Annotated in this window: 17 protein-coding genes; 14 read left to right on the top strand and 3 right to left on the bottom strand. The window is 67.1% G+C overall.

All coding sequences use genetic code 11. From position 1 onward, the window contains the following. Nucleotides 1-167 precede the first annotated feature (167 nt). The 7 genes from ACZ60G_RS05175 to proB all read left to right on the top strand — a co-directional run bounded on the left by ACZ60G_RS05175 (nucleotide 168) and on the right by proB (nucleotide 8,649). Nucleotides 168-494: a DUF4233 domain-containing protein gene (locus ACZ60G_RS05175; protein WP_465807629.1), complete on the top strand. Its 327-nt coding sequence runs from the start codon at nucleotides 168-170 to the stop codon at nucleotides 492-494. A 95-nt stretch (nucleotides 495-589) separates the two neighbouring features. After that, the gene (gene ndk, locus ACZ60G_RS05170) at nucleotides 590-1,006 is read left to right on the top strand and encodes a nucleoside-diphosphate kinase (protein ID WP_327096241.1); all 417 of its coding nucleotides are present in this window, start codon (nucleotides 590-592) and stop codon (nucleotides 1,004-1,006) included. 488 nt (nucleotides 1,007-1,494) lie between these two features. Then, nucleotides 1,495-4,773 (top strand): translation initiation factor IF-2 N-terminal domain-containing protein, encoded by a 3,279-nt coding sequence (locus ACZ60G_RS05165; protein ID WP_465807431.1) that lies wholly within the window; start codon nucleotides 1,495-1,497, stop codon nucleotides 4,771-4,773. Between the two features lie 305 nt (nucleotides 4,774-5,078). Beyond that, nucleotides 5,079-5,390: a 50S ribosomal protein L21 gene (gene rplU, locus ACZ60G_RS05160; protein WP_040687720.1), complete on the top strand. Its 312-nt coding sequence runs from the start codon at nucleotides 5,079-5,081 to the stop codon at nucleotides 5,388-5,390. A gap of 40 nt (nucleotides 5,391-5,430) precedes the next feature. Then, nucleotides 5,431-5,697: a 50S ribosomal protein L27 gene (gene rpmA, locus ACZ60G_RS05155; RefSeq protein ID WP_063047669.1), complete on the top strand. Its 267-nt coding sequence runs from the start codon at nucleotides 5,431-5,433 to the stop codon at nucleotides 5,695-5,697. Between the two features lie 153 nt (nucleotides 5,698-5,850). Beyond that, nucleotides 5,851-7,305, top strand: coding sequence for a GTPase ObgE (obgE, locus tag ACZ60G_RS05150; protein ID WP_465807428.1), 1,455 nt, complete (start codon nucleotides 5,851-5,853; stop codon nucleotides 7,303-7,305). A 228-nt stretch (nucleotides 7,306-7,533) separates the two neighbouring features. After that, complete coding sequence (gene proB / locus ACZ60G_RS05145; RefSeq protein ID WP_465807627.1) at nucleotides 7,534-8,649, top strand: glutamate 5-kinase; 1,116 nt, start codon at nucleotides 7,534-7,536, stop codon at nucleotides 8,647-8,649. A gap of 452 nt (nucleotides 8,650-9,101) precedes the next feature. Here proB and ACZ60G_RS05140 read toward each other — a convergent pair whose 3' ends face one another. The 3 genes from ACZ60G_RS05140 to ACZ60G_RS05130 all read right to left on the bottom strand — a co-directional run bounded on the left by ACZ60G_RS05140 (nucleotide 9,102) and on the right by ACZ60G_RS05130 (nucleotide 11,601). Beyond that, entirely contained in the window at nucleotides 9,102-10,430 is a 1,329-nt protein-coding gene (locus ACZ60G_RS05140; protein ID WP_465807426.1) for a hypothetical protein, read from the bottom strand. Continuing rightward, a complete protein-coding gene (locus ACZ60G_RS05135) occupies nucleotides 10,427-10,801 on the bottom strand; it encodes a hypothetical protein (protein ID WP_063047104.1) in 375 nt (124 codons plus the stop codon). The genes ACZ60G_RS05140 and ACZ60G_RS05135 overlap by 4 nt, the downstream gene beginning before the upstream one ends. An 86-nt stretch (nucleotides 10,802-10,887) precedes the next feature. Further along, nucleotides 10,888-11,601, bottom strand: coding sequence for an ESX secretion-associated protein EspG (locus ACZ60G_RS05130; RefSeq protein ID WP_465807424.1), 714 nt, complete (start codon nucleotides 11,599-11,601; stop codon nucleotides 10,888-10,890). Nucleotides 11,602-11,851: 250 nt separating this feature from the next. Between ACZ60G_RS05130 and ACZ60G_RS05125 the strand changes: the two genes are divergently transcribed. The 7 genes from ACZ60G_RS05125 to ACZ60G_RS05095 are packed head-to-tail and all read left to right on the top strand — an operon-like array spanning nucleotide 11,852 to nucleotide 22,049. After that, entirely contained in the window at nucleotides 11,852-14,719 is a 2,868-nt protein-coding gene (locus tag ACZ60G_RS05125; protein ID WP_465807422.1) for a PEP/pyruvate-binding domain-containing protein, read from the top strand. Beyond that, nucleotides 14,706-18,107, top strand: a complete 3,402-nt coding sequence (locus ACZ60G_RS05120; protein ID WP_465807420.1) for an AMP-binding protein — start codon at nucleotides 14,706-14,708, stop codon at nucleotides 18,105-18,107. Before ACZ60G_RS05125 ends, ACZ60G_RS05120 begins: the two co-directional genes overlap by 14 nt. Then, the gene (locus tag ACZ60G_RS05115; protein ID WP_465807418.1) at nucleotides 18,104-18,430 is read left to right on the top strand and encodes an acyl carrier protein; all 327 of its coding nucleotides are present in this window, start codon (nucleotides 18,104-18,106) and stop codon (nucleotides 18,428-18,430) included. Before ACZ60G_RS05120 ends, ACZ60G_RS05115 begins: the two co-directional genes overlap by 4 nt. Continuing rightward, a complete protein-coding gene (locus ACZ60G_RS05110) occupies nucleotides 18,427-19,521 on the top strand; it encodes an SDR family oxidoreductase (protein WP_465807416.1) in 1,095 nt (364 codons plus the stop codon). The genes ACZ60G_RS05115 and ACZ60G_RS05110 overlap by 4 nt, the downstream gene beginning before the upstream one ends. Next, entirely contained in the window at nucleotides 19,514-20,434 is a 921-nt protein-coding gene (locus tag ACZ60G_RS05105; protein ID WP_465807415.1) for a nucleoside-diphosphate kinase, read from the top strand. Before ACZ60G_RS05110 ends, ACZ60G_RS05105 begins: the two co-directional genes overlap by 8 nt. Beyond that, nucleotides 20,431-21,417 carry a ScbA/BarX family gamma-butyrolactone biosynthesis protein gene (locus ACZ60G_RS05100; RefSeq protein WP_465807414.1) on the top strand — a complete coding sequence of 329 codons (987 nt, stop codon included), beginning with the start codon at nucleotides 20,431-20,433 and terminating at the stop codon, nucleotides 21,415-21,417. Before ACZ60G_RS05105 ends, ACZ60G_RS05100 begins: the two co-directional genes overlap by 4 nt. Then, nucleotides 21,417-22,049 carry a nitroreductase family protein gene (locus ACZ60G_RS05095; RefSeq protein ID WP_465807413.1) on the top strand — a complete coding sequence of 211 codons (633 nt, stop codon included), beginning with the start codon at nucleotides 21,417-21,419 and terminating at the stop codon, nucleotides 22,047-22,049. Before ACZ60G_RS05100 ends, ACZ60G_RS05095 begins: the two co-directional genes overlap by 1 nt. Nucleotides 22,050-22,070: the final 21 nt, after the last annotated feature.

Raw genomic sequence — 22,070 nt, 5'->3', positions numbered from 1 at the left:
GTGCGGTTCGGATACGGCAGCATGCTTAAGCACGTGCGGCCCGCGAATGCCGAGAAGGAGACAGTGTGACCGAGTCGACCGGCGACGCCGCCGAGCCCGAGCGGGCCGACGGCGAGCCGCAGGTCCCCCCGCCCGCCACAGACCCGTGGAAGGGTCTGCGCGGCGTCATGGCGGGCACGCTGATCCTCGAGGCGATCACGGTGCTGCTCGCGTTGCCGGTGGTCGGATCCGTCGGCGGCGGTATCGGCTGGTTCTCCGGCAGCTACCTGGTCGTCCTCGCGCTGGTGATGATCCTCGGCGCCGGACTGCAACGCCGCCCATGGGCCATCCCGTTCAATCTGGGCCTGCAGGTCCTGCTGATCCTCGGCGTCTTCGTGCACGTCTCCATCGGCGTCATGGGGGTCTTCTTCGCCGTCGTCTGGGGCTTCATCCTGGTGTTGCGCGCCGACGTCAAGCGCCGGATGGAACTCGGCCTGCTGCCAAGTCAGCGCTAGCGACTGCTTGCAGGTCGCTCGAAAGGGTCAGCATCCAGGGCTCTTCGTAGCCGCCGGTTCGGTAACCGGGGGTATCGCCTACTAGGCTGTGCGCCGTGACTGAGCAGACGTTGGTACTCATCAAGCCCGACGGTGTGGCCCGTGGCCTCGTCGGTGAGGTGCTGGCCCGGATCGAGCGCAAGGGGCTGAAGATCGCTGCCCTGGAGCTGAAGCAGGTATCCGACGAGTTGGCGCGTGGCCACTACGCCGAACATGCCGAGAAGCCGTTCTTCGGTTCCTTGATCGAGTTCATCACCTCCGGGCCGGTCGTCGCGGCCATCCTGGAGGGTCCGCGCGCCATTGCGGCGTTCCGTCAGATCGCCGGCGGCACCGATCCGGTCGAGAAGGCCGTCCCCGGCAGCATTCGCGGCGACCTCGCGCTGGAGACCCAGGAGAACCTGGTGCACGGCTCCGATTCGCCGGAATCGGCCAAGCGGGAAATCGCGCTCTGGTTTCCCGAGTTCCCGGCCTGATCTAGGGCCTCGAGGCGTGAGCTGCGCGAACAGGCAGCACAGCCGGTGTCGCCGCAGGACGTAGCCGAGCGCCAGCGAGGCTAAGTCGTGCGGCGATGGAGAGACGTCGCCGCACTATGTGGGATACTGGCAGTGGTTACTGACGGTACCGACTGTTCGCGCAGGTACGCGGACGATCGGTGCCGGACGGTAACCGGATGACACTGCGGTTCGATGCCGATCATCGCTGCTACGAACAACTGGCCCGTTGCTGGGGCCGGAGGTTCGCGTCGGCACGCTGGATGAGCGCTCGCGCCGTGGAGTTCAGCCAACAGCCAGGCGCCGCGTGACCAGTTAGCCCGACCGACGAAAACCATGGGTGTTAACCGGACACGCGGGGCGAGACCACTTGACCTCGCGCCAACCGCGTGAGGTGAACGGACAGTGCCCCCGCGTCGGCCGCGTCACTCCTGCCAGGAGGGACGCGCCCGGGGACCCGAGGAGACTTCGTGGCCGATCAAGAGCCGCTGACAACAACATCACAGGATGCCGAACAATTGCCGGAGCGAATCCGAGTTCACGCGCTTGCCAAGCGGCTGGGGGTAACCAGCAAACGTATTCTGGCCAAGCTCGCCGAGTTGGGTGCCGACGCACGTAGTGCGCAATCGAATGTCGATCGAGCGGTAGCGGAATCTGTCCGCGATGCGTTCGGCACGGTGGAATCGGAGGTCGTCGAACCCGAGGCGCCCGAGACCGCCGCGCAAGAGCCGGTTGCGGCCGAGCCCGAGCCGGTTGCGCCGGAGCCGGTTGCGGCCAAGCGCGAGTCGGGGCCCATTTTTTCCGCACCGGATCAGGCGATCGACCAGTCCGAATCGCTGCCATCGGGGGAGCAGCCTGCGGCGCATCAGCCGTCGGTGCAGTTGTTCACCCATTCGGTTCCGCAAGAGCCGCATGTAGCGACACCGGCCGTCTTCGAGGCCGCAGCCTCGGTCGCCGCGCCGCTGTTCCTACCGCCGGACGCCGCGGCCGCCGAGGAGGCGCGTCGGCAGCGTCGGGCCGAGCGCGACAGTCGTCGTGCCGAGGAGCCCGCCGTCGAAACCGTCGAGGAGCCGCGTCGGCAGCGTCGGGCCGAGCGCGACAGCCGTCGTGCCGAGGAGCCCGCGGTCGAAACCGTCGAGGAGCCGCGTCGGCAGCGTCGGGCCGAGCGCGACAGCCGTCGTGCCGAGGAATCCACGGTCGAGACCGTCGAGGAAGAGCCCGAAACCACCGAGGACGAGTCGACCGAACAGCAGGGCGAGGCGGACCAGCCGCGTCGTCGTCGGCGGGGCCGTCGTGGCCGGGGTCGTGGCCGGGGTGAGCAGCACGCCGACGCCGAATCCGAGGGCGACGACGAAGCCACGGACGAGGGTGCCGAGGACGAGCAGGCCGCGGTCAAGAGCGAGGCCGAAGCCGAGCCCGGCGACGACACCGAGACCGAGGACGACGAATCCGGTGTGCCGGAGGGTTCGAGCCGCCGTCGCCGTCGCCGTCGTCGCCGCAAGGTGGCAGGGGATGGCGCCGATAGCGAGGGCGTCTCCGATGACGATCCGCCGAATACCGTCGTGCACGAGCGTGAGCCGCGCAATAAGAGCCGCAGCCGCGCCACCGTCGACGAGGTGCAGGGCATCACCGGTTCCACCCGGCTCGAAGCCAAGCGGCAGCGTCGGCGTGATGGTCGCGAGGCCGGTCGCCGTCGCCCGCCGATCCTGACCGAATCGGAGTTCCTGGCCCGCCGCGAGGCGGTGGACCGGGTCATGGTCGTGCGCGAGAAGACCTTCCCGGAGCACCCCACCGCGACCCAGGTCGCGGTGCTCGAGGACAACATCCTCGTAGAGCACTTCGTCACCAATACCGGCTCGGCATCGATGGTCGGCAATGTCTACCTCGGCAAGGTGCAGAATGTGCTGCCCTCGATGGAGGCGGCATTCGTCGACATCGGCCGCGGCCGCAACGGTGTGCTCTACGCCGGTGAGGTGAACTGGGAGGCCGCCGGTCTCGGCGGTAAGGAGCGCAAGATCGAGCAGGCGCTCAAGCCCGGCGATCAGGTGCTGGTCCAGGTCTCCAAGGATCCCGTCGGGCATAAGGGCGCTCGGCTGACCACCCAGATCAGCCTGGCCGGACGCTTCCTGGTGTACGTGCCCGGCGGTTCGTCCACCGGTATCAGCCGCAAGCTGCCCGATACCGAGCGCAAGCGGCTCAAGGAGATCCTGCGCGATATCGTGCCCGCCGACGCCGGAGTGATCATCCGCACCGCGTCGGAAGGCGTCAGCGAGGCCGAACTGGCCCGCGACGTCGACCGGCTGCAGGCGACCTGGCGCACCATCGAGAAGGCCGCCGAGGCCAAGGACAACGGCGCGCCCAAGACGCTGTACGAAGAGCCGGACCTGTTGGTCAAGGTCATCCGCGACCTGTTCAACGAGGACTTCTCCAAGCTGGTTATCGAGGGTGAGCGGTCCTGGAGCACCGTCGAGAACTACATCCGCACGGTCGCGCCGGACATGCTCGCCCGGGTCTCCCGGCACGAGAACAACGGTGTCGACGTCTTCGAGACCTATCGGATCGATGAACAGCTCGCCAAGGCGCTCGATCGCAAGGTATGGCTGCCCTCCGGCGGCACCCTGGTGATCGACCGGACCGAGGCGATGACCGTCATCGACGTCAATACCGGCAAGTTCACCGGTGCGGGTGGCAGCAATCTGGAAGAGACGGTCACCAGGAACAACCTGGAGGCGGCCGAGGAGATCGTGCGCCAGATGCGGCTGCGCGATATCGGCGGCATGATCGTCGTCGACTTCATCGATATGGTGCTGGAGTCGAACCGGGATCTGGTGCTGCGCAGGCTGACCGAGGCATTGGGCCGCGACCGCACCCGCCATCAGGTCTCCGAGGTGACCTCGCTCGGCCTGGTGCAGATGACCCGCAAGAAGCTCGGCACCGGTCTGGTCGAGGCGTTCTCGACGAACTGCGAGCACTGCCATGGTCGGGGCATCGTCGTGCACACCTATCCGGTGGAGCTCACCGGTGCCGAGGACAGCACGCGCGGTGGCCGGGAGACCGGATCGCGGCGGCGGCGTGGCCGGGACAAGGGTGCGGTGGTGAGTGCGCCCGCCGCGGCAGCCAATGGCACCGCGCATGCTGTCGAAGACGAGGCGGAGATCGCGGTCAAGCGGGCACATCCGGTGGCGTTGGCGATGGCGGCGCATCAGCCGGAGGAAGTGCACGCGGAGGATGTCGCGGAACTCGAGGACGTCGCGGTGGCGCAAGCCGTTGCGGATGTAGTCGCCGCGAGCGACGAGGCTCCGGTCGAGGAACTCGTTGTCTCCGAGTCGGTCGCGGCGCTCGCCGAGGAAGCTGCGGAGGCGGTAGCCGAGGAAGTCGCGGAAGCCGTAACCGCGGAGGCGGACGTGGTGGCCGAGGAGGCTGTCGCGCCGGTCGCTGCCGCAGCTTCGACGCCCGCGGCGGATGAACCCGCTGAGCCCGCGGTAGAGCCGGTCGCGGCGTCCTCCAACGGTGTGCCCGAATCCGCGGCACCCCGTTCGACCGGCCGCAGACGTCGCGTCGCGCGTTCGGCCGCCGCGCCAGCCGCCGACAGCGCCGGGGCCGTCTTCGTGCTGCCGACGGCGGATCAGGGGGCGGTAGGGCCCGTCGTGGACTACACGGCGGATGCGCCGGTTGTGGTGCCGTCGCGCAAGCCGCGGCGCCGGGCCGTCGGTCGTCCCGCCGGACCGCCGGTGGACGACGCGAACTGATTGCCACGATCGGATCGAAAACCTGGGACCCCCGCCGCATTCCGCGACGGGGGTCCTGCCTTTCGCGGGCACCGGTTTGGTCGGGGTGGTACCCGTCCTGTAATCTTGGACAGTCGCTGCCCGGCGACAGCGCTTATTTGCGCTGTGTTTGTGACTCGGCTCGAAGCCGAGAGCCATCAGGTTGCTGAGGCGGCGGTGACTACCAGACCAGAGTGCTGTGGTTTCCAGCCGGAGTCATCCGGGCGGGAGCACGCAGCCGCGCGAGCACTAGCCGCGCGCATTACAGGAAGAAGGGCAGCCGACCGATGGCAACGTACGCGATCGTCAAGACCGGCGGAAAGCAGTACAAGGTCGCGGTCGGTGACCTGGTGAAGGTCGAGAAGATCGAGGGTGCGCCGGGTTCGTCCGTGGCGCTGGCCCCGGTTCTCGTGGTGAACGGCGCCGAGCTGACCACCGATGCGGACAAGCTGGCCAAGGTTTCCGTGGCCGCGGAGGTCGTCGAGCACACCAAGGGCCCGAAGATCCGCATCCACAAGTTCAAGAACAAGACCGGCTACCACAAGCGTCAGGGTCACCGTCAGCCGCTGACGGTCCTCAAGGTCACCGGCATCAAGTAAGCCTCCGCGCTTTCTCGAATTACTTCACAGGAGTTCAGAAATGGCACATAAGAAGGGTGCATCCAGCTCCCGCAACGGTCGCGACTCGAACGCCCAGCGACTCGGCGTCAAGCGTTTCGGTGGCCAGACCGTTTCGGCGGGCGAGATCCTGGTTCGCCAGCGTGGCACGCACTTCCACCCCGGTGTGCTCGTCGGCCGTGGCGGCGACGACACTCTGTTCGCCCTGGCGGCGGGCAAGGTCGAGTTCGGCACCAAGCGTGGCCGCAAGACCGTCAACATCGTTGTTCCGGAGCCGGCTGAGGCCTGACCGCCTCTGGCATTCCGGAAAAGCTGAGCGGGTCAGGGTGCAATCCCTGGCCCGCTTTTCGCGTTCTCGAAAGATCGCGTTCCCACAGAGCAGGTCTTTTCGAGCGACCTGCAAGCAGTCGCTACGGCTACCACCGAGGAGGATGATTCGGACATGTCCAAATTCATCGACCGTGTCGTATTGCACGTGCGTGCGGGCAAGGGTGGTCACGGCTGCGCCTCTGTGCGCCGCGAGAAGTTCATGCCGCTCGGGGGGCCGGACGGCGGCAATGGCGGACGCGGCGGGGATGTGATCCTCGAGGTCGACCCGAATGTGCACACCCTGCTGGACTTCCACTTCCATCCGCATGCCAAGGCGAGCAACGGCAAGCCGGGTGAGGGCAGCAACCGCGACGGTAAGCAGGGCACCGATCTGGTGCTGAAGGTGCCCGACGGCACCGTGGTGCTGGACGACGACGGCAAGGTGGTCGTCGATCTGGTCGGTTCGGGCAATAAGTTCATCGTGGCCCGTGGCGGACGCGGCGGACTCGGTAATGCCGCGCTGGCCTCCAAGGCGCGCAAGGCGCCCGGTTTCGCGCTGCTCGGCGAGGACGGCGATGAGGGCGATCTCGTCCTCGAGCTGAAGTCCGTCGCTGATGTGGGGCTCGTCGGGTTCCCGTCGGCGGGTAAGTCCTCGCTGGTGTCGGTGCTCTCGGCCGCCAAGCCGAAAATCGCGGACTACCCGTTCACCACGCTGGTGCCCAATCTCGGTGTGGTCTCCAGTGGTGACACCACCTTCACCATCGCCGATGTGCCCGGTCTGATCCCGGGTGCGAGCGAGGGGCGTGGGCTCGGGCTGGATTTCCTGCGGCATCTGGAGCGCTGCGCGGTGCTCGCGCACGTCGTCGACTGTGCGACCCTCGAGCCGGGACGCGATCCGGTCTCCGATGTCGATGCGCTCGAGGCTGAACTCGCGGCCTACCAACCGGCTCTGGATGCCGATACCGGGCTCGGTGATCTGGCCGATCGGCCGCGTGTGGTGATCCTGAACAAGGTCGATGTGCCCGACGCCGCCGAGTTGGCGGAGATGGTCACGCCTGAATTCGCCGCACGTGGCTGGCCGGTCTTCGAGATCTCGGCGGTGAGCCGGGCGGGCCTGCGTCCTTTGACCTTTGCGCTCGCCGAGATGGTCGAGCAGTATCGGACCGCGCATCCGAAGGCCGCGCCGAAGCGTCCGGTGATCCGCCCGATCGCGGTGAACGAATCCGGCTTCAGCGTGATCGCCGATCCCGAGGAGCCGGGCGGCTTCATCGTGCGCGGGCCGCAGCCGGAGCGCTGGGTGCGCCAGACCCAGTTCGACAACGACGAAGCCGTCGGCTACCTCGCCGACCGCCTGGCCCGCCTCGGGGTCGAAGACGAACTGGTGAAGCAGGGCGCCGAGCCCGGTGCGCCGGTCACCATCGGCGATGTCACGTTCGAATGGGAGCCGCAGATCTCCGCGGGTGTGGATATGGTGCCGACCGGCCGCGGCACCGACATCCGCCTGGAGCAGAACGACCGGATCAGCGCCGCCGAACGCAAACACGCGTCCCGAGTACGCCGTGGTCTGGTCAAGGACGACGAGGAATAGCGTGAACGCCGTGGGCTTGTGGTGTGCGCCGGGTTCTGGCACGGCGATACGGCGAGCGCCGCGGTTCGGTTCGCCCGTCCGGCGCGCGTCGGAATTCGGTGGCGGCCAGGGCGTTCAGGGTGCAGTGTTGCACTCGGCGGGCTCGGCCGGACTGGCGGGTACGACGAGTTCTGTTGCGGTACAGGGAGTTCGGTTGCGATGCAGGTGAGTTCGGGGATGGCCGAGGTGATGTCGCAGTCCGGGCTGAGTGAGGCCAGGACGGCGATTGCTTCGGCGCGCAGCGTGGTGGTGAAGATCGGGTCTTCGGCGCTGACCAGTCTTAAGGGCGGTCTCGATATGGCGCGACTGGATCGGCTCGCCGATGCGGTGGAGGCGCGGATGCGGGCCGGATCCGATGTGGTCGTCGTGTCCTCCGGTGCTATCGGTGCGGGTATCGCGCCGCTCGGATTGACAAGTCGCCCAAGGGATCTGGCCACCAAGCAAGCCGCCGCCAGCGTCGGTCAGTTGGCATTGGCGCATGCGTGGGGGACCTCGTTCGCGCGGTTCGGGCGGACGGTCGGGCAGGTGCTGTTGAGCGCCGACGACTTCTCCCGGCGCGAGCATCACCGCAACGCGCAGCGCACCCTGGATCGGTTGCGCTCGCTCGGCGCGGTCGCTGTGGTGAACGAAAACGATACTGTCGCAACGGAAGAGATCCGCTTCGGCGATAACGACCGCCTCGCCGCACTGGTCGCCCATCTGGTCGGCGCGGACGCGCTGGTGCTGCTCTCCGATGTCGAGGGTCTCTACGACGGCGACCCGCGCAAGGGTGCCGCCAACTTCATCCCCGAGGTCCGCAGCAGCGCCGACCTCGACGGCGTCATCGCGGGCAGCGGCGGCGCGCTCGGCACCGGTGGCATGGCCTCCAAACTCTCCGCGGCCCGGCTGGCCGCTGACGCGGGCGTCCCCGTCCTGCTGGCCGCCGCCACCGAGGCCGATATCGCGCTCAGCGCGGGCACCGTCGGCACCGCCTTCGCCGCCCGCCCGGTCCGCCTCTCCGCCCGCAAATTCTGGGTCCGCCACGCCGCCGACAGCCGCGGCGCCATCCTCATCGATGAGGGCGCCGTACAAGCCGTCGCCGACCGCCGCCGCTCCCTGCTCGCCGCAGGCATCACCGGAGTCCGCGGCCGCTTCCACGGTGGCGACGTCGTCGACCTCATCGCCCCCGACAACCGAATAGTCGCCCGCGGCGTAGTCGAATACGACAGCACCGAACTATCCGGCATGCTCGGCCGCTCCACCACCGAACTCCCGGACACCATGCAACGCCCGGTAATCCACGCCGACGACCTGGTCAAAGTCTGACGCGGTCTGGGTTGTGCGCCTGCCCAGGCTGTGGAAGAAAAGGCCCGGGTCGGCAGTGACGCGCTTCGTCGTGCCAGCTTAAAGCGCTGCGCGGCAATGAATCTCGGAATCCGAGCCAGGACTTGGCTGATTCATGGTTTGGTCCAGGCATTGGGCCGACAGTTCGGCCCTCGCTGGGATGCTCGCCCGACGTAGCGGCCCACCAGGAGCGTGGATCCCGACAGGGGGTTGAGCTCTGGTCGGATGCGGCTTTGCCGGGACATTGCAGGCCAGGCTGAGTGCTGTCGGGTTCGGCGATGCGCCAGGTCGCGCTGGATTCGCCGCTATCGTGGGGCCTTCCGGCCGGGTGAGTCGCTGCCGGGGTTGGGCGAGGCGCTAACTCTCGCTCGATTCGCACTCTTTACCTGTTGCGGGAGACGAGGGTACGGATTTCGGTAAAGAGTGCGACTGGGTCAGCGGGCTCCTTCAGGGGTTGGGATGACGCCGGGTTGGTTGGTGGTCGGTGGGGGTTGGGAGGGCCCGGTTTGGTCGGGGATGGGGCCGGTGATACCGGGCTGGCCACCGGGGTCGGGCAGGGCAGGGGTCGGTTGCGACGGGACGGGGGCCGGGGGTGGGGGCGCCTGTTGGGTAGGGGGTGCCGGCGCGGGGGCGGGAGGTTGGGTCTCCTGCGTTGGGGGCGGGGCCTGTTGGGGTGGGGCCGGAGGGGGCGCTTGTTGGGTTGATGGGTCCGGCGTCGGGGCAGGAGCCGGCTGCGGGGCCGGAGTGGGCTGTGGCGCCTGGGATTCCGGTGCCGGGGGAGCCGTTGGTTGCGGCGCCGGAGATTCCGGTGTGGCAGGTGCAGGCGAGGGCTGTGGATCTGGAGCAGGCTGAGGCGACGGGGCCGGGGTCGGCTGGGACTCCGGGGTGGGTTGCGGTGCCTGGGACTCCGGGGTTCCGGGGGGCGGAGTTGTGGGTGCTGGTGTGGTCGGTTCCGGAGTTGGTTGTGGTGCTTGGGATTCCGGTGTGGAGGGGGTTGGCGCCGGTTCCGGTGGGCCGGGTGCCGGGGCGGGTTGTGGTGGCTGGGAATTCGGGGTGCCGGGTGCCGGTGTTGTTGAGTCCGGGGTTGGTTGTGGTGCTTCGGACTCCGGGGTAGACGGTGTGGGCGTCGGTTGTGGTGCTTGGGATTCCGGGGTGGAGGGTGAGGTTTGGGGGGCCTGTGCGCCGGGCTTGGTGGGTGCCGAGGGTGTCGCGCCTGGTGTGCCGGGTAAGGCGGGGGGTGTGGGGAGGGCGGGGACGGCGGTGCCTGCCATTTGGTAGGCGGGTTTGTAGATCATGTTCATGGCGAGGACGGCTTCTTGGCGCAGTGCCTCTTCCGCCATTTGCGCATTGATCACATGGGCGGCTTCGAGCAGCCGGGCTATGGTGCCGATCGGGCCCGAATTGCCCGGTGGCACAACGGCGATCTTCACGGCTTCGGCGGCCGCGGCCACCGCGCCGAGGCGGGTGCCGACCTGTCCCATGATCGCGGCGAGTTCGTCGATGGAGTCGGCGTAGCTGCGGGCACTCGCATAGGCGGCTTCGGCGGCGGCGCCCTCCCAGGCCATCGAATTCATTACGCGATCGGAACCCGCTCTGGTCAGCGGAAACGAACTGGCCAGCGTCCCTGCGACTTCCAGCCACGTGACCGATGCGTTGAGGATCTGCGCAGCATCGATCTGCTGGGTCTTGGCGTAGATCTCCTCATGCTTCATCGACTCGAAATGCTCCATCGAGCTGATGTAATCGGGATCATTACCGCTCATCGCGGCACCCGCGTTTCGATCGCACGCAGCGCCGCGGCGTTCGCGGCATCGGCCTCCTCGAACAGCCCGCCGCTGATCAGGAACGCCTCTTTCATGCGGTAGGCGGCTTCGATGTAGTGGTCTAGCAGGGTGGCGGCGTCGCGGGCCTTGTGCGCGAATCCGGCCTCTAATTGCTGTGCGGAGATGAATCCGCCGAAGCCGTCCAACTCGCCCGCCGATTCGAGCCGTTGGCGTAGATAGATGAGTCGGTCGGCTTGGTTGTCGTACATTTCGGCGCAACGCCGCGCCGCGTCCGGATCGAACTTGACGGTGCCCGCCTGTGCCTCCTGTTTGAAGCGGGCAATATCGGCTCGGCTGCTCTCGATCGTCATGAACCACACCCCCGGGGATCGGTCGGTCCGCCTCAGACTAACCGCTAGCCATGCCTCCGGATGAAATAGTTCCGGCTGGTGGCGACTTATCGGGCCTGCGCGGGAATACGTTTCTGCAGCTGCGTAGCGAGTTGGTCGGCCGAGGCGGGAACGATGTGCACGGTGTCGCCCGCCTTGATCAGATAGCGCCCGTCGCCCTTGACGTCGATCCAGGTGTAGTGGATCGGCGGCTGCGGCGACGGGTGGTCCAGCCGCCCCTCGATCCGGATGTGTCCCTCGGCGGTATGCGGCTTGAGTAGCAGCCGCCGGATCGAGGGCACCACTCGCTGCGCTACGACCACCGTCTCGTCGTCGCGGATCGCATCGGCGGATGCCGCCCGCGCCGGTTCGTGTCCGGCTGGGACCGCGGGCAGCAATGCGGCGATCCGCGCGCCGAGCTTGGCGCTGAGCCCGATCGAAAGTCGTACGCGCCCACCGAAATCCGGTCCGGTGCCGGGTTCCTGGATGGCGAGGACGGCGCGGTCGTAGATCGCGCAGGCCAGCAGCCGGATCTCGGTGCCGGGACCGTGCCCGCCGCCGATCGCCACGATTCTGGTCTGCGGTGCGGCCATGATCCGCAGGCACGCCGATAGATCCGGATCGCTGCGCGGCGGTAGTCGCTCCTCCAGCTGTGCGCGCAATTTGTCGGCCTCGGTCTCGGTTCGCGGCGACTCGAGAATGCGCAGCGGATACGGGTGACGGTCCAATTCGGTCTCGCGCCAGACATGGGCGAACTCGTCCGGGGTGAAGGTCCAACCCACGCCGAATCACTCCTTACAGCCCAGAATGTCATCGCACCGCTAGCGACTGCTTGCAGGTCGCTCGAAACGGTCAGCTTACTGGTGCCTCTGGGCGTTCGAACCAAGTCTTTACCAAGCAGTACCCAAGGTTTGCGGGCTAACGTCGAAAGCAAATCTCGGATATATCCAGACAGCCCCTTCGGTTTGCGCTGCCTTGTTGCGCCGGAGCGCCTGCTCCGGTGCGGTGAACGGGGGTGATGGGAGAAAAGTCTTGCAGGTACTCGGACCGTGGACCGACTCGGCGACATTTGCCGCGCTAGGCGGCGGTAAAGCGGGTGGGTTGTACACCTTGCACAATGGCGGCTTCCGGGTCCCCGACTGGGCGGTGCTCGGCACCGACGTCTTCAAGCGGTTCCTTATCGAGACCGATACAGACGCCGATTTGGCGACTATTGTGTTGAATGTCACATCATCGGACGATCTGGATTCGGCGGTGGCCGCCGGTGCGGAACTAAGCGCCGCGATCGTCGATGCGCCACTGCCGCAGCCGGTCCTCGAACTGATCGCCGATGCCTACGGCCGTCTGGGAGCGGGCGCGATCGCGGTTCGATCGTCGGCGGTCGTCGAGGACGGTCCCGGCCAGTCCTATGCGGGCCAGTTCGATTCGTTCCTCAATGTCAACGGTGTCGAAGCGGTCGCGGCGCGCGTGCGTGACTGCTGGGCCTCGGCATTCTCGGAACGGTCCATCCGCTATGCCTTCGCGCACGGACAGCCGCGCGCCGACGCCATAGCCGTTGTGCTGCAACATCTTATCGATGCGCGGTCCAGCGGAGTGATGTTCACCGCGAACCCGATCAGCGGCGCCGCAGACGAATTGGTCGTCAGTGCGGTGTACGGGCTCGGCGAGGGGTTGGTGTCGGGTGCGGTGGACGCCGATTCGGTCGTGGTCGACAAATCCTCGGGCACGGTGCTGGAAACGACTGTGGGGGACAAGGATCGGAGCTACGCACCCGCAGAGGAGCAGGGCTGCACGGTGCTCGAGGTCGAGCCGCAGCGCCGCGAGAGCGCGGTGCTCGCCGATGCCGAACTGGCCGAATTGGTGGAGTGGGGACGCAAGCTGGAGGCCGATTTCGGTGCGCCACAGGACATCGAGTGGGCCATCGATGCCGACGGCCTCTGGTTTCTCCAGTCGCGGCCGATCACCACGGCGGTCACCGACGGCCCGGTGCGCGGTGCGGTACTGCGCGGCGCCGGTGAGGTGCTCGCCGACGGCGATGAGCGAATCTGGGACAACTCCAACATCATCGAGAGTTTCAGCGGCATCACCTCCCCGCTGACCTACACGACCGCCGCCGACATCTACGGCCGCGTGTACCACGGTTACGCGAAATCGTTGCGGGTGCCCGACGCGCAACTGCGCCAGACCGATCGCTGGACTCCGGTGCTACTCGGCTACTTTCACGGGCGGGTCTACTACAACCTGCTGCACTGGTACCGGATGGTGGGCATCGCACCCGGGTATCCGCTGAACCGGAAGGTGCTGGAGGCCGCGCTCGGCGTTGACGAACCGCTGCCCGACGAGATCGCGAAGACCTTGCGCCCGTACACCTTCCGCACGCCACTGGCCCGGCTGCGGTCGCGGACGATCACCACGGTGACCTATGTGCGGCGGCTGTTCGGTATCGACGATATGGTCGAGCGCTTCATGACCGACTTCTACCGCGTCTACGACGAATACGATGCGCTCGACTACTCGACGCTGACCGGCGAACAGGCCTACGCGGCTTATCGCAAGGTCGACCGGGACCTGGTCGAGCGCTGGGGTCCGCTGATGGTCCTGGACGCAATCCTGTTGACCTGCACCGGTCTGATGTATCTGCTGACCAAGCTGCTGCTGCCGAAGGCGCCGGAGTGGTTCCTGTACGCCGTCGTCGGCCCCGGCGCGGATGTCGAATCCGCCGAACCGGCCCGCGCCATGACCGAGCTCGCGCAGTTCGTTCGCAAAGATCCTGAACTGGTGTCGTTGATCAATTCGACAGCGCCGGAACAGATTTACGACGCCGTGCGTGACCGCACCGAATTCCGCGACCGGATCGAGGATTACATCGATCGCTACGGCTACCGCAGCCTGGACGAGCTGAAGCTGGAAACCCCGGATCTGCGCGAGGAGCCCGCGAGCCTTTTCGTCATGCTGCGCAGCGCGATCGGCCGCGTCGGGGAGGCGGCACAGCACAGCCGCGGTGCGGAGGCCGACGAGTACCTCGACGCCAATCTGCGCGGCTTCCGGCGGCGGATCTATGAACGCCTGCGCGGCAAGGTGAATCGGTGCGCCGCGCATCGGGAGCGGCTTCGCTTCTGCCGCACCCGGGCCTTCGGCATGGTGAAGCGGATGATCCGGGTAATGGGCCGAGATCTGGTCGCGCGCGGCGTCATCGACGAATTCGACGATGTCTTCGCGTTGACCGTCCAGGAGTTGCGCGGCTGCTACGAGAGCAGTGCAGTTTCGAGCGACCTGCAAGCAGTCGCTAGCGGCGCAGTTTCGAGCGACCTGCAAGCAGTCGCTAGCGGCGCAGTTTCGAGCGACCTGCAAGCAGTCGCTAGCGGCGCAGTTTCGAGCGACCCGCAAGCAGCCACCAGCGGCGGCCTGCGCGATCTGGTCGCCGCACGGAAAGCCCAGCGCGCCAGGGACGCCGCGCTGGTCGCCCCGGCCCGCTTCGTCACCTCGGGGCCGACCTTCGGGCGCGCGGAGCTCGCGCGCCAGGGTTGGGTACCGGTCACCGACACCCCGGCCGCGACTGTCGGCACCGTTCTGCCCGGCACGCCGTCGGCGTCCGGAATCGTCGAGGGTACTGCGGTGGTCGTCGACGAGCCACGCGACGTGGCGGGCGGCATCCTGGTGGCATATCGCACCGATCCGGGTTGGGTGGCCGCGCTGCCCTCGGCGTCGGCGCTGGTGATCGAGCGCGGCAGTCCCCTCACCCATGTCGCGATCGTGGCACGGGAGTTGGGAGTTCCGACGGTGGTCCAAGTCAAGGACCTGACCAAGAAGATACGTTCTGGTATGGGAATACGGGTCGACGGCACGAACGGTACCGTTACCGTGCTGTCGGGAGGAGAGCTGCGGGATGAAGCCGGATAAAGACGTTGCCGCAGTTCGTAATTGGCTGGCAGATCCGGGCCGTGACGCCGGGATCCACTTGGCCGACGAGGCCGACGGCTGGGAGTACCGCAGCTATCACGATCTCGCGGAGCTGAGCTGGTCGATCGCGACGCGCATGCGCGAACATGGTATGGGCAGCGGCGACGGCGCATGCGTGATCATGCCGACCGGATTCCCCTGTGCCGCCGCGTTTTACGCGGTGTGGGCCTGTGGTGGGGTCTTCACCCCGGTCGCGCCGCCGATGTTCGGCGACCTCGACCAGATCATCGCCCACATCGCGGCCATTCTGGAGCAGGCCTGCCCGCGATTGGTGGTGACCTCGACCGAGTTCGAGCAGTTGGTGCGCAAAGCGGCGGAGGCGGCGGGCCGCACGGACGAGCCGCTGGTGATCGATGCCGCGAATCTGGGCCCCGCGCCGGCGGAGCGCGAATTCGGCGAGCCCGACGAATGCGCGCTACTGCAATTCACCTCCGGGTCCACCGGAACGCCGCGCGGGGTACGGGTCAGCTGGCACAACCTGGCCAACAACATCGCGATGATCTCGACGCTGATCGACTGGCGGCACGGCGAAACCATGGTCTCCTGGCTGCCGCTCTATCACGATATGGGCCTGGTCGGCGCATTCCTCACCACCGTTACCAATCAGGGCGAGCTGTATCTGATGCGCCCTGACCAGTTCGTCCGCGATCCGGCGCGCTGGCTGCGCGCCATGTCGCACGCACAGCACACGCCGTCGCCGTCGTTCGCGCTCGGTTATGTGGCGCATCGCGTCGCGCCGGAGGAGATCGCGGATCTGGATCTGTCGGGCTGGCGGACGCTGGCCGTCGGTTCCGAGCCTGTCGAGGTGGCCGACCTCCAGTCCTTCGCGGATCTGGCTGGCAGACAAGGCTTTTCGACCAGCGCGTACACCCTCGCCTATGGTCTGGCCGAGGCCACGCTGATGGTGACCTCCTCCGCGCGCAACCGGCCGATCACCGCGCTGCGGCTCGACAATCCGAATCTTCGCTTCGGCCAACCCATTACGATCCTGGCCGAAGAATTGCTCGACGACACCCACCGTGTCGAGGGCTCCGGGTGGATTACCGGACTCGGCTACTCGACGCCCGAATCGACCGTGCGGGTGGTCGACGAAGACGGCCGGGAACTGCCCGACGGCACCCTCGGCGAGATGATCGTCGTCGGGGATTCGGTCGCGCTGGGTTACTCCGGCGAACCGACCGCCGGTTCGTCGACGCGGATCGTCGAGCGGGTGCTGTTCACCGGCGATGCCGGATTCCTGCACAAGGGTGAGGTTTTCGTCCTCGGCCGGATGGGGTCGAGCCTGAAGGTCCGCGGCCGGTCGGTGTTCATGGAGGACATCGAATCCCGGGTCGCCCAGGAAACCGGAATCACCAAGGGCAAACTCGCCGCCGTCGCGATCACCGAGGCCGGTGCCCAGGGCATCGCGCTGTTCGCCGAATCGGCACCGGGAGACTGGATTACCGAGGCGCGCAGGATCATTCGCGGTGAACTCGGGCCCGCGCAGACGGTGAACATCGTGACCGGCCCGCGCGGCATCATCCGCCGCACCTCGAGCGGTAAACCGCGGCGTCGGCATATGTGGCAGCTGTTCGCGGACGGCGCGTTGGCGGGTGCGGTGGTGCACGCGGCAGACGGCACCACCGAATCGGAACCGCGAACGGACAGCCCGGCTACCGACGATGCCGTGCCCGAGCCTGCGCTGCCGGCCGAACGAGTGCGGCAGTTGCTCGATCGCGCATTGGAAAGTGTTGCGGTACCGCCTGATTCGACCGTGCTGTTCGAAGGTTCGCTGGCGGAGGGATTCGGCAATGCCGGATCCGATATCGACTTCCTGGTTGTCGCCCCCGGTGACGAGGAGTTGCCGACACTGCCGACGGTGTTGTTCATCGATGGTCGGCGCGTGGAGGTGCGGACGCGGTCCGAGGCGCAGCTGCGCAATCAGCTGAAGCTGGCGGCGAGCGGTTCGGACAAGATCGACGAGGACCTGCTCAACCGGTGTCAGCGATTCCTGCGCGCGACCGTGGTCCGGCCCGGGGAACCGAACGTCGCGGAATTGCGTGCACTGCTACCGCATTCGAGCTTCACCGCGCTCGTGGCCGACTGGTGGACTCGGCGCGCGACGCAGGCGCTGCGATACGCGGTCGCGCTGCGGGCCCTGCACGCCGAGGCCGAGGCCGCCGACTGGGCACGCGACGGACTGCTCCAGGCGATGAAGGGCTGGGCCGCCCGCAAGGGCGAAAGCTACCTGGAAACCAAGTGGTTGCCGCATCAACTCGACCGCATCGGAACCGATGCGCTCATCGACCGCTACAACGACCTCACCGAGCCGACCGAACAGATCGCGTGGGAACAGGTTTGGGAGTTGGCGGCCGGGCTCGACGTGCCCGAGATCGCCGATGATCCGCACCAGATCCTGTTCGCACGTCGACCAGGAGTCACCACCTGGACGATCGGCGGGCACATCCACGTGATCCGGGACGATCGTGACGTCTTCGCACTGTCGGACAGTGCGGCCCGTGCCTGGCGTTCGGTGGTGTTCCGGCATTCATTGCGCGATGTCCTCGGCCGCGCCGAACATGACATCGCCGAGGATCTGCTCGAGTTCCTCGGACTCGGTCTGGTCGGATTGCAGTGGCGCGGCGGTGAACGCATCGAACCCGCGCTGGCCATGTGCAAGCCGGTCAAGCCGTACACCCCGGTGCCCCACGCGGCCGCGCCCGCCCTCGGCCTGACCGGTGCTACCCGCGACGATGTGATCGCGACGTTGTCACCCCTGCCCGCAACCAGATTCACCGAATGCGCGCTGAATCTGGTGTGGTCCAATGTCGTCCTGGAGAACGCCAGGGAGGACCTGGCCGGTGCGGTCAAGAACTCCCAGGGTGCGGTCGCCGATATCGCGGCACACCGGCTCATCGCCATGGCGGTCCGTGTCCTGTTGTCCGCACTCGGGATTCACTCGCTGCCCGCCGACGTCGCGCCCGCGCAGACGCTGCGGCGGCTGTTGCCGAACCACGCCCTACGTCGTGACGATCTGCTGACGCAGCTGGAATCAGCACGACGGGTCCGTTTCTCGGAGATAATCGGAACGGGCGGAGATACTCTCGCGGGTTTCGCGGTGCTGGACGATTTCGTCACACTGGTCCGATGGGTCGCGGCGGGGGCGGACACGACAACGGGATTCCCGGCCTCCTTCGATTCACGTGAGCAGTGGCGGCGCACGCTGGCGATCGGTTACGACTGGCTGCGCATCGCCGGGTATCTCAATACCGACCTGCCCCTGGACGAGGCCCGCGATCTGCTGGCCTCAGGTGGCCAACAACCGCATCTGCGGGAAGGGGAGCTATGAGGGCAGCATCGCGCAGCGATTCGATGAGGGGTGGTGGCCGGGTGACGGGTGGGCCCGCGGTGGCTGGTACCACGACTGCCGACAAGGTGCGCCGGATCGTCCTGGCCATGGCCCCGGAACCGCCCGCCGAGTTGTCCGACGAGCACCGCCTCGTGGAGGATCTCGGCTTCGATTCACTGCGTCTGATGGAATTCACCGTCGTCCTCGAGCGTGCGTTCGAACTGCCGCGCTACCGGCCCGAGGAACTGATGGGTGTACGCCGGGTCGATGCGGTGATCGCCCTGGTCTCGGGCAGTTTGGCCGCTGGCGAGGTGCCACTGTGAACTCCGGCGATACCGTGCTGGTGACCGGTGCGGCCGGACTGGTCGGCGCCGAGGTCGTCGCCAGGCTCGCGGCCGCGAGCCGACCGGTTGCCGCTGTGCTGCACAGCAATTCGACCATCGTGCGCAATGACGGCACCCTGATCGAGGCCGGCACCGCCGTCGCGGGTGACGTGCGGTTGCCCGGATTGGGCCTGTCCGGGCGCGACACCGAGGATCTGGCCGAGCGGGTCGGCATCATCGTGCACTGCGCGGCCACAACGGCATTCGACGCATCGGCAGCCGACTACGAGGAACTCAATGTGGTCGGCACCGCGAATGCCATCGCGCTCGCCCGCGAGTGGGAGGTGCCGCTCGTGCACGTCAGCACCGCTTACGTCTGCGGCATGCGGGGCGGCACTATCGCCGAGGACGAACTCGACGCCGGTCAAACCTTCGGTAATGGCTACGAGGACAGCAAGTTTCGCGCCGAAAAGCTTGTACGGGCGGCGGGGGAGCAGGGCCTGCTGTGGGCGATCGTGCGCCCCGGCATCGTGACCGGAGCGAGCGATACCGGCACGATTCGGGAGTACAAGAACCTCTACACCGTCGTGAAACTCATGGTCGAGGGCAAGCTGCGCTCGCTGCCCGGCCGCTACGACGCGAGGCTCTCGCTGGCGCCGGTCGACCATGTCGCCGATGTAATCGCCGCGGCCGTCCTGGATTTCGACTCCGCGCAGAATCGCACGCTGCACGCGCTCGGTCGCGACACCCTCTCGCTGCGCGAGGTCTCCGATGTGCTCGCCGAATATCCGTCCTTCGAGGTCGCCACCTTCGTGCCGGAGGCGACTTTCGCCGAGGATGATCTCGAGCCGATCGAGCGCGAGTACTACCGCCGCATCGGTTCGCTCTACACGAGCTATTTCCGGCGGCGGCTGGTATTCGACACCGCCCGCGCCGACGTGCTGCTCGGCAAGCCGTCTCCAGCGAGCGGCAAGGAGTATCTGCGAGTACTGCTGGACTACTGCCTGGAATCGGGATATCTCGGCATGCCGCTGCCCTCGATAGCGGACATCCTTGCCGGCAACGACTTCGACGGAGCGGCCCATGAGTGAGTCGTTGCGGGAATTGCTGAGCGCGCTGACGCCGTCGCCGCAGAAGGTCGACGCCTACGTCTCCGACACCTATGTGCAGGAATCGGCGGACCAGCTCGATCGACTCGGCGTGGATGCGGCCAAATTTGCCAGGGAGCATTCCCTGCTACTGCTCAAGCCGGACGCGATTGTCGCGCGTTCCGTCGAGCCGACACTGAACTGGTTGGCCGACAACGGTTTTCGTGTGGTCAGCGCGTTCCGCGTCCCGGTCGACCGGCATCTGGCCCGCGCACTGTGGTACTTCGCGTGGAATATCGCCTCGCCCGAACGCCGCCGCCTGGCCGATCTGCTGGTCGCCATCTCGGATGTGCTCGTACTCGTCGTGCACGCGCCCGACGGCGAGCTGCCCGTACCGGTGCGGCTGACCGAGGCGAAGGGGGCCACCGATCCGCGCAAGCGCCGTCCCGGTGAGCTGCGGTATCTGCTCGGCCGTCACAACTACCTGTTGAACCTGGTGCATTCGCCCGACGATCCCGCCGACGTACTGCGGGAACTCGCCATCTACCTGGACGAATGGAGCCGGGCAGCGGTGATCGCACAAGCCTGCACCGGCACGGACCGCGCGGCGGACGCGGCGGCGATCGCCGAGGAACTGTATGCGCGCACACCCGCGCGCAGCTTCGATCGGGCGGACGCGCTCGACCGGGTGCTACACGATTCGGCACGGGCCGGTAGGGCGGCCCCATCCGGCTTCGATCCGGCCTCGGATGCGGACTGCGCGCAGTTGCTGTATCTGGCCTGGGCCGATGGCCGGGAACTGGATCCGTGGTCGGCGATCGTACTCGGATCCTATGTACTTCCCATGCGGACCGGCACCGCGTCGCAGACGTTGCGACCGGTGTCCGCCGAAGAATGGTTGGAGGGTCGAACGTGACCACAGACGCGGCCGCCGTACAGACGGCGAGCCATATCCGCACGATCTCCCGGGAACTCGCACACCGATGCGCGGTCTCGGAGGTGTTCGTCACCTCATTGGACGCCGTGGGCGAACACACCTTCGTCGCCGGAGCCCAATTACCCAGAATGCACGCGTATTACGGCGATCACGCCGGATCGCTCGCGGTGCGCCATGATCCGCTGGTGGTCATGGAGGCGGCCCGGCAGGCCGCGATCGCATTGACGCACAAGTTCTACGGAGTGCCGAACGAAATGGCATTCGTAGTGCGCACTTTCAACGGCACCGGATCCGACACCGCCGCCTGGGAGGTGCGCACCGCGCCCGCCGATCTGGTGATGCATGTGCGTGTTCCGCAGCGCCATCAGCGCGGTGGCGTGCTGCAGGGTCTCGATATGGTGCTCGAGATCGAATCCGACGGCGAGCCGATGCTGACGGTCGACGGATCCTTCTCCTGGGTGACCGGGCGACAGTGGTCGGGGCTGCGCAGTGGATTCCGGGACAGCCTGGGGCTCGGCGAGTTTCGCGGTGCCTCGGCACTGACCGAACGCGCCGCACCCGCCGCGGTGGGCCGGGAGAACTGGCGCAATGTGGTGATCGGTTCGCCGGTGCGCGATGGCGCGGTCGCACGGGCACGGCTGGTACCCGATCTCGGCCATCCGTTCCTGTTCGACCACCAGCTCGACCATGTGCCCGGCAGCCTGCTCATCGAGGCCTGCCGTCAGACCGCATTGTCGATGGTCGTGCGTGATCTGCCCCAACTCGAATGTGTGGCAAGTACTTTCGACCGATTCGTCGAGCTGGATTTGCCCGCGGAATGCACCGCGGAGATCACCGACCAGGGGGCGGGCAATACCGTCATCCACTGCGAGATCCTCCAGGCCGATGCCGTTGCCGCCCAGATCGATCTCGAATTCACCGAGGACGCACTGGTTTCCGAGGCCGACCCCGAAGGAGTCTGATGGGCGAGGAGTTCTCGGGCACCGACCTGCTGACGACCACCCGTGCCTTCCGCCGCCGCCTCGATCTGACCCGTCCGGTCGCGCGCCAGGACCTGCTGGACTGTCTGGATATCGCGGTGCACGCGCCGAGCGGCACCAATCGTCAGCCATGGCGATTTCTGGTCGTCGAGGATCCGGCGACCAAACAGCAGATCGCCGAGTACTACCGAAAGGGTTTCGCCGCTTACCTTTCCGCGCGCACACCCCGTCCGGACCAGCTCGGTGATCTGGCCTCCGGGCAGCATCTCGCAGCGCATATGCACGAGGTGTCCGCGCTGGTCATCGTATGCTCGCTCGGGCGCCCGCCCGCGAACGCGTCGCCGCTGCTGCTGGCCAGTTTCTACGGCTCGATCTACCCGGCGGTCTGGAACTTCATGCTCGCGCTGCACGAACGTGGGCTCGGCTCGACGATGACCACCGCACATCTGGCCTATGAGCGCGACATCGCCGACCTGCTCGGGATTCCGTTCGAGCAGGTCACCCAGGTCGCTATGTTGCCCGTCGCGCATCTGCTGCCCGGTACTCGGGGGCCGGGCCTGCGGCGCACGCCCGCCGCGGAGGTGACCATGTGGGATCGGTGGACGCAAGCATGAGCGGGCGAGTCTTGTCGCAGC

The sequence above is a fragment of the Nocardia sp. NPDC102475 genome (assembly GCF_055584605.1).
This window is presented reverse-complemented; position numbering and strand designations above follow the sequence as displayed.